Origin of the sequence: Methylobacterium sp. E-025 (genome assembly GCF_022829705.1) — a bacterium.
Classification (GTDB): domain Bacteria; phylum Pseudomonadota; class Alphaproteobacteria; order Rhizobiales; family Beijerinckiaceae; genus Methylobacterium.
The window spans coordinates 57,444-70,127 of the sequence record NZ_JAKSYR010000140.1 but is presented as its reverse complement, the minus strand read 5'-3'; the positions used below and the strand labels follow the sequence as shown (position 1 = coordinate 70,127).

The window sequence follows — 12,684 nt, the reverse complement described above, 5'->3', positions numbered from 1 at the left end:
CCCTGTGAGATCAGCACATCCGCCTGCCGCAGCTTAGCAACAATCTCCTCGGGCTTCGGGTGCTTTGCCATCTTGTCCGTCCTCCAGGCTCAAAAGCCATACCAAAGAGCGGACCACTTCAAAGGGAGCTGACCACACGCGGGAGGCAGGCTGGTGAAAATTACAGGTGTTTGCCCGGACAAACACCTTCGAGCCGTTCGATACGTGTTCGGCCGGTGCTCGCACATGCGTCGGGCCGATCGCGCGAAGAGCCAGGAGGCGGACGCACCGCCTCCCGTGTCGGTACCCGAGCGCGTCCGGCGCCGTCAGGTTCTCTGCACGGAATGGATGGTGTCGGAGGCCTTCCTGTCAGCCGAGGCTCGAGCCGCAAGAGCGTTCCTCAGTTGCCCTTCGAGCTGGGCGCGTTCGCGTTTGGTCAGCAGGCAGTGGGCGAGTTCGGCGCGCAGTTCCGCGATGTGGTCGATAGGGGACATTTTGTGTTCCTCTCGTCATGTGAAGACGAGAGCGCGCACGGGCTCGTGTCGAGCCGGGTCAAGGATCGCGGAGTGACCGGCGGAGCCGGCGAGTGGGGGAGCCGAAATGCGTGAGCATTTCGGGGGAACCGCTCGTCCTTGAGGCGGATCGATCCGGGGCCGTATCCTGGGCGGACTGAGCAAACCTCCCGGTTCAGGATAGAGCGCCCGCGCGAAGGATCGTCACCGCGTGAGCGGCCGAAACGTGACGCGAAGCGGCGCGGTTCGGGGAGGGGCTGCAAGCCCCGAGTAGAGCCTGACCGTCTCGCCGAAGGACAGACGGACGCGCCCTCACGGGCCCTGCAACCTGGCTCACCGCCACAGTCCGAAAAGGTGTCCCGGGTCCTCCCGACGACGGAAGCTTCACTCCGAGCGGTGCCGATGATCCAATTGCATTGATCCTCGCCGGGGCTATCTCGACGTCGTCCCGAGCCAGGGCGGTGTGACCCGTGGGACCTGCTGTGCCCTGACCTCATCCAACAAGGTCAGCCGCCTGCCACAGGACCCGCGCCATCGTGTTCCGGGCCAGTGAGACTTTGGTCCTGGCTCGTAAGGCGGTCCTTAATAGAGACGTGGATGTCAGAGGCGTGTCCGACGCTGGCCTTGCTCCACTACCCATCAGGTTGGAACGATGCACCTACGAACCGGCTGGTGGCTCAGCTGTCCCCTTTCGCTCATGGGGCGAGTACGCCATCCTTCCCCATCGGCGATTGGAGAAGGTCGGTCGCTTGTCGTCCATGCGGATCGGGCTCGCCGACGCTTCATTCGCCGTCATTGAGCCTTAGGGACCCTGTAGGCGGCATTGCGGTCACGCTTGCCGACGGCCACCACGACGACCAGGAGCGGGCCGTCACGTCCTTCGTAGACGAGCCGGTATCCCGCGCTTATCAGCTTGATCTTGTACCGGTCCTTGCTGCGCGATAGCTTCGCGGACGGTATTCGCGGTTCCACAAGCCGCTGCGTGAGCATTGCCTTGAACTAATCCTGCTTGTTGCTGTCGAGCTTGTGCCATTCCTTCAGGGCCGGGACGAGGAACCCAAGCTCTCGGCATCCTCCAGACGCTCCATCATCGCCTCGTACAAGCGCGCGAGCACGCAGTAGTACAATGCTGGCTCGTTCCAGTTCAGGATCGCCACCGGAGCACTCTCCCTGGCCGCCACGGTGCCCATCGGGTTTCTCTTTAGCTCGGAGACGCTGGCCGTCATCTCAGCAAAAATAAGGCTCGCCATCGTGCTCTTCAGGGTCTGCTTATCGGCACCCTAAATAGACTCGTGCTCCCACCCTTCAACGACAGCGCTCTTGTCAACGGCTCGCCGACTACGAGGTAGGTTCCAGACAGAACTCCTCATGTAGCGTCTTCCGAATCTCCGTGTGACCGCCTCCGCCGTTTCGTACCTGAGCTGCTCCAGCATCAGCGACCGCGGAATGAACCATAGCCTCCGTGACACCGTCGGCGTTCGTCGCCAAACGAAGGATTACCCCGGCAGGAGATCCTCCAACCTCGGCCCATGGGTCAGCATGGCGGTCTGTCCTTTTCTTGCGTTTGCGGGCGCACTTGCCATGATTTCGGTCAAACGTTGGCGCCCTTAGGCTCGCCGGCGCCCCCCCCTCCCCTGCTCCCAGCTTTGGCATCAGCGCCATCAGCATCGGTCCGAGCGAGAATTTGCCGACCTTGGCTAGATCGGTAAGCTTGCGCAGGTAGGCCCCCGCCGAGTTGATGGCAGTCCCCTTCTGCAGGATGCAGGCGATGACCACGCACGCCTGTTCTTCCCCGAGCGCGCTCTTCGCCTCTTCCCAGGCGCTCGGACTGACACCGAGGGTTCGTCGGACAAGATCCGCTGTTGTCGCAAGGTCGGACCAGGTCGCGATGCCGTGGCGAGCGTAAAGCGCCCGAAATCGGTGGGCAGTTGCTTCGGAGACGCTGGCCGACCCACGCGACGTGCACGGGTGGCGTGTATGCGACGACCCGAAGCCGGGCCGTCGTTTCTCGCGACACCGCCTAGGTCACCCTCGGTCGAGTGGCTGGGCAACACACGCGATGCTATGGCGAGCCTGAATGACTGCTCCCCACGTGTTCCAGACGTAGGTCACTGCCTTACCAAGCCGCCTGCAAGCGGACATTCCCGGCTTCTGCAAAGGGTCGATAGTAACCTGAACGATTTGTCGGGGATCCGCCCATTTGACCGGCGATCGATTTAACCGCAGGTCCGCTGGCGAAAAATGTTTGCATTTCTGTCGGTAAACCGTGTCGGCTATTCAAACGTCGGCAAAACGTGCGCCTCTGATGGTGGTAGCGGCGATGCTCGCTCGTCCGGTTTGGCGCATCGCGCTACCGAAACCAGCAAGAGGGCTTTCGGCCAACTCCATCCGTACGGAGCTAGCTCGCTCAATGTCCGCTTCTGGGCATCGCCTCAGGGATCCGGAACGACCGGGTTGGGTGGGGAGCGGACCCTGATCCTTCGCCCTGAAGCGGACGTTCCGCCTCCGACCCGACCTTGCCGTCCATGCGCGATCGCGCGGCTCCCTGAAACGGACGTATGTTCCGCCGTGTCTTCAGCAGCTTCTGGAACCTCTCGCAACACTCCCGCTGCGCCGTCCTTCAAAGCAGGGAAAGGGCGCCATCCGACGCCCCATCCCCTCGTATCGGGCAGCCCGTAATCAGCGTTCCGGATAAGGGTCCCTGGACTTCCCGAACATGATCCGGTGGCGCATCTCGCGGAAGGTGCCCTCGGCATCGTTCTCCTGGGTGAGAAGAGAGACGACGACCGCCACGATGAAGGATACCGGCATGCTGATGATGGCCGGGTTCTTCATCGGGACGAACCACCACGCGCGCGAGACGTCAATCAAGGTCTTTCCGAGCACGTCCACTTGAACCGTGGGCGACAGCCAGATCATCAGGAGAGAAGAGAATGTCCCGACCAGGATGCTGGCGACAGCTGCAGGGGTCGTGAACCGCTTCCAAGTGATGGACAGAAGCAGCGCGGGGAAGTTCGCTGAGGCCGCGACGGCGAAGGCGAGCCCGGCCATAAACGCGACGTTCTGGCCCTCGAAGACGATGCCCAGGAACACCGCCAGCGCGGCGATGGCCACCGTCGCGATCCGAGCGACCTTGAGTTGCTCGCGCTCGGAGGAATGCCCCTGGCGAACCACGTTGACCCAGAGGTCGTGGCAGACCGTCGCCACCCCGGACAGGGTCAGTCCGGCGACGACGGCGAGCATCGTCGCGAAGGCCACGGCACAGATGAAACCGAAGAAGCCGGGGCCGCCGACCGTCAGGGCCAGGAGAGGCGCGGCCATGTTGCCGCCGCCCCCCGCCTTGGACACGACTTCGGGACCGACAAGGACCATCGCCCCGAAGCCGATCACGAAAACGAGGAGGTGGAACGAACCGATGATGCCGGTGGCATAGAGGATCGACATCCGGGCCTCTTTCACGTCCGGCACTGTGAACGCTCGCATCAGGACGTGGGGCAGTGCGGCGGTTCCGAACATCAGTCCGACGCCCAGCGAGATCGCGTCCCAGCCGCTGCCGGCGACCTTGGTGCCCGGCTGGAGCACGCGGTCGCCGTACTTCTCGGCTGCGGCCGCGAAGAGGTGCAGCGGGTTCATGTCAAAGTGCGCCAGCACCAGAAGCGCCAGGATCAGGCCGCCAATGGACAGCAGCACGGCCTTGATGACCTGCACCCAGGTCGTCGCCAGCATGCCGCCGAACAGCACGTAGACGAGCATCGCCGTCCCGACCACGACGACCGAGGCGTTGTAGGGAAGCCCGAACAGGAGTTTGATCAGCGAGCCCGTCGCGACCATCTGGGCGATCAGGTAGAGCAGGATGACGGTCAGCGTTCCGATGGCCGCGGCCGTCCGCACCGGCCGCTGACGCAGGCGGTAGGCGACCACGTCGGCGAAGGTGAACTTGCCGAGATTGCGCAGGGGCTCGATGATCAGGAACGAGATGATCGGCCAGCCGACCAGAAAGCCGATGGAGTAGATCAGCCCGTCGAAGCCGTTCGAGGTGATGATGCCGGCGATGCCCAGCAGAGCCGCGGCACTCAGGAAGTCGCCGGCCAGCGCCCAGCCGTTCTGCCAGGCCGTGATCTGCCCGTCGGCGGCGAAGAACTGCTCGGTCGTCCGCGTCCGCCTTGCGGCCCAGTAGGTGATGCCGAGCGTCAGCGCCATGAAGACGAAGAAGAAGGTGACGGCGAGTGGATTGTTCACGGCTTGCATCGGACCCGCCCCTCAGTTCGTGATGCGGCGCACGGCCGGGTCATAGAAGCGGTTCGCCCAGACGACGTAGGCGAGGCAGAGCGCGAAGGAGCCGACGATGACGCCGGCCCCGAGCAGGATGCAGAGGGAGAGACCTGGGACGAGGATCGTGCCGAGCGTCGGCTTCGCGAAGGCGAACATCCCCATGAACGCGAAGTACATCACGATCATCACGACGCTCAGCGCCGTGGCGACCCGCGCTCTCCTTCTCGAGAGATCTAGAATTCTGTGATCGTGCTGGGAGATGGGATCGCTATCGCGCGAAAGCATGCTGAATTTCCGTCCGCTGGGGTTGGGTTCGAGAGGAAGAGCTTCTGAACTCAGGTCTTCGGAAATCACGCAGCCTTGCCGTGGGAGCCGGCCGCGTCGAGACGCCTCAATTGCCGTGGCGCCGCAGCGGAGGCGCCGCGGCTTGGTCGCCGCCTTCATGCCCCGACCATGCGAGCACCGGACCGAAGGTGCCCGGGTCGCCGCCTCCGCGGTCGGCACCTTGCGCCGCCGGAGGTGCGGCTGCGGCCTCGAAGCTGATTGGCTCGCGCGGCGTCCGATCGACCTTGACCTGGAAGATGTCGAAACGGTTGTAGTAGCCGACCACGTCGTGGAACTGCTTGGGCTCCACGCAGGCCGCGACGTCGATGTCGGCATAGACGATGGTCTCGGCCCCCTGATGCGGCTCAACGACATGCGATCCCGTCGGGTCCAGGACCATGGAGACCCCCGCAGGCGTCCGCTCGACGATGTCGGCCAGGGCGGCGTCGCCGTCACACAGGACCGATCTCGCAGCCTCGTCGAGGACGGCGGAGCAGACGATATTGAAGACTTTGGCTTCGAAGGCGTGGGCCCCGGCGCGGATCTCGATGGCCCGCTTCAGATCGTAGGCCGCGCTCTCGCCCGGCCGGCGGGTCGGCCACGCCGGCGGGTAGGTCGAGATGTGGACCTGCTCGCCCTGGGCCATCAGGGCGTAGCGGGCCAAGGGGTTCGTGTTCTCGCCACAGATCAGCATGCCCACCCGCCCGATCTCGGTCTGAGTCACGCGCAAGCCGCGGGCGTCGCCGTTCGCCCAGACGAGCTTCTCGTAGAATGTCGGGACCAGCTTGCGGTGATGGTTGAGGATGGCGCCGTCGCGCCCGATCAACACGTTCGAATTCCAGAGGCAGCCGACGCTGGCCTCGGTGCTCTCGCTGAACCCGAGGGAGACGACGACGCCGTGTCGCCGGGCGGCGGCACGCACCGCGCCGATCTCCACCCCGTCGAGACGGACGGATTGGGCGGCCAGTCGCTTGAAAAGGTCATGGTTGTGGATCGGCGCGCGCAGGGCGACCCAGAGGGGAAAGCCCGGCATGTACCCCTCGGGGAAGACGATGAGGTCCGCACCCGCGCGAGCCGCTTCGCCGATCAGCGCCACGGCCTTCTCGGCCGAGCCGGCGCTGTCGAGGTAGACCGGCGCGACGTGACAGGCGGCGGCCTTGAACTGCGGGTATTCGGCGGGCATTCGTGCGGCTCCAATTCCAGGGATACCGCCGTTTCAACAGAGACCCGCCGTCCGGCGAAGGCCGGAAATACGCAACGCGCGGTGCGGTGATGCCGCCCTATGCTCAAAATTCGTTCAAATAGGCTGCCTCATCGGTGAACAGGTCGGTGAGGAAGCGGGTGACCGCACGAACCCGGCCGACGCATTCGATGTCTTCGTGCACACCGAGGTAGAGGTCGCGGCGCACCACCACCTCGTCCGGAAGCACGGGCACCAGCGCCGGGTTGGTCTTGGCCGAGAACAGCGGCAGCAGGCAGATGCCCGCGCCTGCCGCGACGGCCGTCTGCTGGGCGGCCATGCTGGTGGAGCGGAAGACGACGTTCGAGGGTGTCAGGACTTCCAACAGCCAGTGGACCGGGCTGATGGCGACCAGATCGTCGACGTAGTCGACGAAGTCGTGGTCCTGGAGCTCTGCGCGCGTCGCCGGGCGGCCGCGGCCGAGCAGGTAACGCTCCGATGAGAACAGGGCCAGGCGGAATTCGCCGACTTTCTTGATACGGAGTCGCTGACCTTGTGGCGGCACGAACGACACCGAGATGTCGGCCTCCCGCTTGGTCAGGTTGATGAGGTGCCGCTCGGTTACGAGCTCGACGACGACGTCCGGTACCGCTGCTGCGAGCTCGATGAACTTGGCCGCGAGATAGAACGCGGCGATGCCCTCCATGCTCGCGACACGGACACGTCCGATCGGCTGGGCGATGTCCTGTAGCCCGAGCGCTTCCGGGACCGAGACCATCTTCTGCTCGATGGCCTCAGCGATCACGAACAGCTTGTGGCCGGCCTCGGTCAACGCGAAGCCGTCCGAATTACGGTTGAACAGGCGAGAATCCAGGTTGCGCTCCAACTCGGCGATGCGGCGGCTCACCGTCGTATGGTCGACCTTGAGGCGGCGCGCAGCTGGCATGAGCCGGCCGTGTCGGGCGAGTTCCAGGAAGAAGGTTAAGTCATTCCAATCGAACATGCCGTTCCCTTAGCCGGTCGGAGCGTAGCTCGTTCCCTCAAGCCGCGGAAGGCGCTGGCTCAGGGCCGTGCCCGACCACGTTGGGTCGGGTCGACGCCTTTGTTGCCACCACCGGCGCGGTGATCCACGAGGGCGGTACCCGGGCCTGCTACGTGCCGGTCACTGACACGATCCACCTGCCGCCCCACGCCGCCTTCTAGACGCCCACCGGCTACGCCGGCACTCTGGCCCATGACTCGTGCACTGGACCGGCGCCCCGCACCGCCTCGACCGCGACCTCACCGGTCGGTTCGGCGGCCGCGCCTACGCTGCTGAGGAGCTGGTGGCCGAGCTCGGCGCCGCCTTCGTCCTGGCCGACCTCGGGCTTGCGCGCACGCCCCACCCGGACCACGCAGCCTATCGTGCCTTCTGGGCGCCCCTGCTGCGCGCCGACCATCGGGCGCTGGCCACGGCCGCCGCCTAGGGCTCGCGCGCCGCGGACTACCTCGCTGCGCTGCAGCTGGTCGGTCGGGAGGCACCGGCGATACAGGATGAAGAGAGTACCATGACAGCCCCCTACCAGAGGCTGCACCGCCCCGGACGCGCATGCGCATGACCACCGTGGGCATCGAGAAGGCGCGCGGAGCATGAGCCCGGCGCCTCCTTTTCCGGCCGCGTCCTTGATGCGCTCCACCCCGCCCCCACCGGCAAAGACCAGGCCGGCGGCGGCACGACGCCGGTCACGTGCATGGCGAGGCCGGCTCGATGCGTACGTGGCCGCGCTCATCGCGCTCGATCGGATGGACGATGCGGCGGCGATAGAGCGTTTCAGGCCTCTGTAATGTGTGGTTGGCCTGTACAAGTTGGGCGCCTCAGCGCCGCTCGGTTCGAGTCCATGAATTCGGGCAGTCACGGCGCCGGCGTCGAAACATTAGGGGCGTAGAACCGAGTCAGACGAGCGCCGAAAGTCTAACCGTTCCGGTCAACCCTATCGGACACGGGAGGGATCGATCACCAGAATATACTCGCAGGCTTCGGTTCCAACATTGCTGAACGCGTGTCCGGCATCGGCCTCAAAGTACAGGCTGTCGCCGGCCTCGGCAATGACGGTGCGGGTGCCGATCACCGCGCGGAGGCGGCCCCGGAGGACGTAGATGTATTCCGAGACGCCGCGGCGGTGAGCGGTGAACTCGCCTGTGCCGGCACCGGGCGGAAGGGTGTTGAGCACCAAATCGATGCCCCGCCCCGGCAGGACCGGCGACAGGCAGCGCCGCAGGAAGCCGGATTCCTCGTCCCGCAGGACCGGCTGACGGCGCGCGGGGATGAGCAGCACCTCGAGATCGGTCGCAGGCGCCATCAGGCGCGAGAAGGTGACGCCCAGCGCTTCGGCCAGACGCGAGAGCACCACGGTGGACGGCACCGCCTCGGCGCGCTCGATCTTGGAGATCATTGAGCGGCTGACGCCCGATCGCGCCGCGAGCGCCTCCAGCGACAGGTCGAGTTCCCGGCGGCGGCGGCGGATCTCCTCCGAGACGTGCATTTGAGAACCCGTCTCCGCCGCGATCTGCGCCGGGGCGACCGTCTCCCTCACCGACATGCCGTCTCCTGTTCCCCATCAGCCCGATAACCTCGACGGACCGGACGTACGGACACCTTTTGACCGCTGACTAGATCATCGCCTCGACTTTTGCACTCGACCGCACCCGTAGGAAGCTGCCGCTGTCGAGCGGCGAGATTTGAGGGGCACCGATGTCCGGGGCCGCATGGTTCCGTCGACCGATCGGCGCTGCAACATCTGGCACGTCGCTTGCCTCCACTAGACTGGAAATATCTCCAATACGATGGAGGCTTTGCGATGGCCAGTGCGGCGACAGCGATGGAGGCCGGCCTCGGCCCCGACCGGAGCGACGTGTCCCTCGCGGACCGACGACAGATCGTCTGGTCGAGCGTGATCGGCACCACGGTCGAGTGGTACGACTTCCTGATCTACGGCACAGCGAGCGCGCTGGTGTTCAACAAGCTCTTCTTCCCGAGCGTCGATCCAGTGGTCGGCACGATCGCCGCTTTCGGATCCTACGCGGTGGGCTTCCTCGCCCGCCCCCTCGGCGGGATCGTCTTCGGCCATTTCGGCGACAAGATCGGCCGCAAGGCCATGCTGTCCCTAACGATCATCATCATGGGGCTCGGCACGTTCCTGATCGGCTGCCTGCCAACCTATGCGCAGATCGGACTCTGGGCTCCGATCCTCCTCGTCACGCTTCGCCTCGTCCAGGGCATCGGCATCGGCGGCGAATGGGGCGGCGCGGTCCTGATGGTGGTGGAGAGCGTGCCTACCGAGCGGCGCGGCTTTTTCGGGAGCATCGTCCAGCTCGGCTACCCGCTCGGCGTCATCCTTTCGATCGGGGCGTTCGCGCTGGCGGGCCTCATGCCCGAGGCGGAGTTCCTGGCCTGGGGCTGGCGCCTCCCGTTCCTGGCGAGCGCGTTCCTGGTGTTCGTGGGCCTCTTCATCCGGCTCCGGCTGCACGAGACGCCCTCGTTCAAGCGCGTGAAGCAGCAGGCCGCGTTCGCCAAGATCCCAGTCATGGAAATCCTGACGGAGCATCCTCGAACCTTCTTGAAGGCCGTCGGCCTGAAGGTGTCGGAGATCGCCTACGTCAGCGTCGTCACCGTATTCTCGATCTCGTACGTGACGGGAAAGCTCGGCCTGCCCCGCGGCGTCGTCCTCAACGGAATCCTGATCGCCGCCATTATCGAGCTCTTCACGATCCCGGCGTTCGGATGGCTCTCGGACCGCTTCGGACGGCGACCACTGTTCGTGGCCGCCTGCGTGTTCTCCATCGTCTTCGCTTTCCCGCTGTTCCAGCTCCTCGACACCCGCGACCCGACGATCATCACCCTCACGATCGCGGTCGCCCTGAGCTTCGGCCAAGGCATCATGTTCGGGACGGGGGCCGCCTGGATGTCGGAACTGTTCGACGCCCGGTTGCGCTACAGCGGCGCCTCCCTCGGCTTCCAGGTCGGGGCGGCGCTCAGCGGCGGCTTCACGCCGCTCATCGCGGCGGCCCTGCTGACCTGGGCCTCGGGCGCGACCTGGCCGATCTCGATCTACCTGATCGTGCTGGCCTGCGTGACGCTGCTGGCGGCACTCTCGGCGCCCGAGACGGCGCGCTGTCAGATTGATTAGACGGATCCACCGCAGCGGATCACCGCGGCGCCGAGGGTTCTCCGGTCCGCCAAGGGCTTCCAAATCGGTGGATTTTCTTCCAGGATCATGGATGACGGCTGGCGCCGGAGCCGGCCTCGTGGAGGACGAATGGACAGGACGATCATCAAGACGGACAAGGCTGCGCCCGCGGCCGGTCCCTACGCCCAAGCGACCCGGGTTGGCGATCTCGTCTTCGCCTCCGGCCAGCTTCCGATCGACCGCGAGACGGGTGCGTTCCCCGAGGGCGTCGAAGCTCAGACCCGGTGTTCACTCGCCAACCTCGCGGCGGTCCTCGAAGCCGGTGGCGCGAGCCTCGCCACGATCGCCAAGACGACCGTGTTCCTGAAGGACATGAACGACTTCGCCGCGATGAACGCGGTCTATGCAGAGCATTTCCCGGGCGACGCCCCGGCCCGCTCCACGATCGAGGTCGCCCGACTGCCGCGCGACGCACTGGTCGAGATCGAGGCGATCGCCCTCGCGACACGGTAGGAGGACGCCGAATGACCGATTTGTCACCCCCGCGCATGGTCGAGGCCTTCGCCCATCCAGCCGGTTCGATCGCCGTCGGCGTGCCCGGCGGCGCGGTCGGCTGGCGGGGCACGCTGCTCGCCATCCACATCGCCTCGGCGGCAAGCTACGAGATGGAGGAACTCGCCGAGGCGCGGTGCGTCGCTGGCCGCGGCATCGAGGGCGACCGCTACTATCTCGGCTCCGGCACCTACTCGCCCAAGCCCGACACCCGTGAGGTGACGCTGATCGAGCAGGAAGCGCTGGACGCGATCAACCGCAATGACCCGCCGCTGCAAGCCGGGCCGCTACAGATCGCGCCCATCGACCACCGTCGGAACCTGACCGTGCGCGGGGTGCCGCTCAATCACCTCGTCGGCCGTCGCTTCCGGGTGGGTGAGGTGATTCTGCGCGGCGGGCGGCTGAACTTCCCGTGCAAGTATCTGGAGGAGTTGCTCGGCCTGCCGGTCTACCTGCCGCTCTACAACCGCTCCGGGCTCAATTGCGGGGTCGAGCGCGGCGGCGTCCTGCGCCCCGGCGATCCCATCGAAATGCTGGACTAGGCCGTGAACGCGCGCCTCGTCATGAAGCTGCAGGTCGCGGCGGCCGTCGCGACTACGCCGGACGTGTTGCACCTCACCCTGGTTCATCCGCGCCGGCCGGAACTCCCGGCCTGGACGGCGGGCGCCCACGTCGACCTGCGTCTCCCCGACGGGCGCGTGCGCCAATACTCGCTGTGCGGCGACCCGGCCGATCGCGGCCGCTACGAGATCGCGGTCAAGCACGAGACGCCGGGGCGCGGCGGCTCGGCCTGGGTGCACGGCAACCTCGCGCCCGGGGCTGTTGCGGACGTCTCGGCGCCGCGCAACAACTTTCCCCTGGCGACGGGCGCACAGCGGCATGTCCTGGTGGCGGGCGGCATCGGTGCGACGCCGCTCCTCGCCATGGCACGCACGCTGTCGGCTCACGGTGCCGATTTTGAGCTCCATCTTTGCGCGCGCTCCATGATTCATGCACCGCTTCTGGCAGACCTGCGAACTGTCTGCGGGCCGCGCCTGCACGACTGGTTTTCCGAGGAAGGCCGGCGCTTCGATCCGGCGCTCCTGCGCGGCCCCGACGCGAACACCCATGTCTACGCTTGCGGTCCTCGCCGCCTCACTGAGGCCGTGCAGGCGGCGCTCGCCGCAAATGGCTGGCCGCCCGAGCAAGTCCATGTCGAGCACTTCGCCGCCGTCTCAGACGAAAACTTCAAGCCGGAACCATTCGGCGCGCGGATCGCCTCCACCGGCGCTGTACTCCACGTGCCGGCGGACCGTTCGCTCCTCGATGTGCTGCGCGAACACGGTTTCTCCCTGCCCTCCTCGTGCGAACTCGGTGTCTGCGGCGCCTGCGAATGCGGCTACCGCGACGGCACGGTGATCCACCGCGATGCGGTGCTCCCGATCGGGAAACGCCAGGATCGGATGACCCCGTGTGTCTCGCGCGCCCGCGTCGGCGTGACTCTGGACCTTTGACGGGCCCGCGATGGATCGACGGGGCGTTCGCGTGACGGTCGAGGGGAAAATTCCAAGAATAGGTCACGAAGCAGTCGTAAGCTGCTCACGATATGGGCGGCAAGGGGATATTTTATGCTAAACCACTGATGCTCATCAATTTTGTTGGCGCTTCCCTGAAAGCCTGGCTACGTTGGCTGGGTCTCGTGGGCTGATCACGAGGCTGC

General features: G+C 65.8%; 13 protein-coding genes and 1 pseudogene. 7 read left to right on the top strand and 7 right to left on the bottom strand.

Annotation, left to right across the window (positions count from 1 at the left end; all coding sequences use genetic code 11):
- Positions 1 to 383 precede the first annotated feature (383 nt).
- On the top strand, positions 384 to 587 hold the full coding sequence (locus tag MKK64_RS20725) for a hypothetical protein (protein ID WP_243936827.1): 204 nt from the start codon (positions 384 to 386) through the stop codon (positions 585 to 587).
- 941 nt (positions 588 to 1,528) lie between these two features.
- On the opposite strand, the gene MKK64_RS20715 is transcribed toward MKK64_RS20725, so the two are convergent.
- The 6 genes and pseudogenes from MKK64_RS20715 to MKK64_RS20690 form a co-directional block, all read right to left on the bottom strand.
- Positions 1,529 to 1,741 (bottom strand): type II toxin-antitoxin system Phd/YefM family antitoxin, encoded by a 213-nt coding sequence (locus tag MKK64_RS20715; RefSeq protein WP_243936825.1) that lies wholly within the window; start codon positions 1,739 to 1,741, stop codon positions 1,529 to 1,531.
- Between the two features lie 88 nt (positions 1,742 to 1,829).
- Positions 1,830 to 2,384: pseudogene (gene repC, locus MKK64_RS28470) on the bottom strand (replication initiation protein RepC); the annotation flags it as partial.
- A 786-nt stretch (positions 2,385 to 3,170) separates the two neighbouring features.
- The gene (locus MKK64_RS20705) at positions 3,171 to 4,739 is read right to left on the bottom strand and encodes a cation acetate symporter (protein WP_243936823.1); all 1,569 of its coding nucleotides are present in this window, start codon (positions 4,737 to 4,739) and stop codon (positions 3,171 to 3,173) included.
- Positions 4,740 to 4,751: 12 nt separating this feature from the next.
- Positions 4,752 to 5,048, bottom strand: coding sequence for a DUF485 domain-containing protein (locus MKK64_RS20700; RefSeq protein ID WP_243947495.1), 297 nt, complete (start codon positions 5,046 to 5,048; stop codon positions 4,752 to 4,754).
- 106 nt (positions 5,049 to 5,154) lie between these two features.
- Positions 5,155 to 6,270, bottom strand: coding sequence for a carbon-nitrogen hydrolase family protein (locus MKK64_RS20695; protein ID WP_243936819.1), 1,116 nt, complete (start codon positions 6,268 to 6,270; stop codon positions 5,155 to 5,157).
- A gap of 103 nt (positions 6,271 to 6,373) precedes the next feature.
- Positions 6,374 to 7,270 (bottom strand): LysR family transcriptional regulator, encoded by an 897-nt coding sequence (locus tag MKK64_RS20690; protein WP_243936817.1) that lies wholly within the window; start codon positions 7,268 to 7,270, stop codon positions 6,374 to 6,376.
- A gap of 119 nt (positions 7,271 to 7,389) precedes the next feature.
- On the opposite strand from MKK64_RS20690, the gene MKK64_RS28465 reads away from it, so the two are divergent.
- Positions 7,390 to 7,470 carry a hypothetical protein gene (locus MKK64_RS28465; protein ID WP_409567989.1) on the top strand — a complete coding sequence of 27 codons (81 nt, stop codon included), beginning with the start codon at positions 7,390 to 7,392 and terminating at the stop codon, positions 7,468 to 7,470.
- A gap of 38 nt (positions 7,471 to 7,508) precedes the next feature.
- Entirely contained in the window at positions 7,509 to 7,733 is a 225-nt protein-coding gene (locus MKK64_RS28135) for a zincin-like metallopeptidase domain-containing protein (protein WP_313898928.1), read from the top strand.
- A gap of 504 nt (positions 7,734 to 8,237) precedes the next feature.
- On the opposite strand, the gene MKK64_RS20680 is transcribed toward MKK64_RS28135, so the two are convergent.
- On the bottom strand, positions 8,238 to 8,789 hold the full coding sequence (locus tag MKK64_RS20680) for a helix-turn-helix domain-containing protein (protein ID WP_243936815.1): 552 nt from the start codon (positions 8,787 to 8,789) through the stop codon (positions 8,238 to 8,240).
- Positions 8,790 to 9,125: 336 nt separating this feature from the next.
- Between MKK64_RS20680 and MKK64_RS20675 the strand changes: the two genes are divergently transcribed.
- The 4 genes from MKK64_RS20675 to MKK64_RS20660 all read left to right on the top strand — a co-directional run bounded on the left by MKK64_RS20675 (position 9,126) and on the right by MKK64_RS20660 (position 12,478).
- Positions 9,126 to 10,433: an MFS transporter gene (locus tag MKK64_RS20675; RefSeq protein WP_243936841.1), complete on the top strand. Its 1,308-nt coding sequence runs from the start codon at positions 9,126 to 9,128 to the stop codon at positions 10,431 to 10,433.
- A 129-nt stretch (positions 10,434 to 10,562) separates the two neighbouring features.
- Entirely contained in the window at positions 10,563 to 10,946 is a 384-nt protein-coding gene (locus tag MKK64_RS20670) for a Rid family detoxifying hydrolase (protein ID WP_243936813.1), read from the top strand.
- 11 nt (positions 10,947 to 10,957) lie between these two features.
- Entirely contained in the window at positions 10,958 to 11,527 is a 570-nt protein-coding gene (locus tag MKK64_RS20665) for an MOSC domain-containing protein (RefSeq protein WP_243936811.1), read from the top strand.
- Between the two features lie 3 nt (positions 11,528 to 11,530).
- Positions 11,531 to 12,478: a PDR/VanB family oxidoreductase gene (locus MKK64_RS20660; protein WP_243936809.1), complete on the top strand. Its 948-nt coding sequence runs from the start codon at positions 11,531 to 11,533 to the stop codon at positions 12,476 to 12,478.
- The last annotated feature ends 206 nt before the right edge of the window (positions 12,479 to 12,684 follow it).

Excerpts from the sequence above, each read along its gene's own strand:
- MKK64_RS20715 (WP_243936825.1), bottom strand. The coding sequence starts at position 1,741 with ATGGCGAGCCTTATTTTTGCTGAGATGACGGCCAGCGTCTCCGAGCTA.
- MKK64_RS20705 (WP_243936823.1), bottom strand. The coding sequence starts at position 4,739 with ATGCAAGCCGTGAACAATCCACTCGCCGTCACCTTCTTCTTCGTCTTC.
- MKK64_RS20700 (WP_243947495.1), bottom strand. The coding sequence starts at position 5,048 with ATGCTTTCGCGCGATAGCGATCCCATCTCCCAGCACGATCACAGAATT.
- MKK64_RS20695 (WP_243936819.1), bottom strand. The coding sequence starts at position 6,270 with ATGCCCGCCGAATACCCGCAGTTCAAGGCCGCCGCCTGTCACGTCGCG.
- MKK64_RS20690 (WP_243936817.1), bottom strand. The coding sequence starts at position 7,270 with ATGTTCGATTGGAATGACTTAACCTTCTTCCTGGAACTCGCCCGACAC.
- MKK64_RS20680 (WP_243936815.1), bottom strand. The coding sequence starts at position 8,789 with ATGCACGTCTCGGAGGAGATCCGCCGCCGCCGCCGGGAACTCGACCTG.
- MKK64_RS20675 (WP_243936841.1), top strand. The coding sequence starts at position 9,126 with ATGGAGGCCGGCCTCGGCCCCGACCGGAGCGACGTGTCCCTCGCGGAC.
- MKK64_RS20670 (WP_243936813.1), top strand. The coding sequence starts at position 10,563 with ATGGACAGGACGATCATCAAGACGGACAAGGCTGCGCCCGCGGCCGGT.
- MKK64_RS20665 (WP_243936811.1), top strand. The coding sequence starts at position 10,958 with ATGACCGATTTGTCACCCCCGCGCATGGTCGAGGCCTTCGCCCATCCA.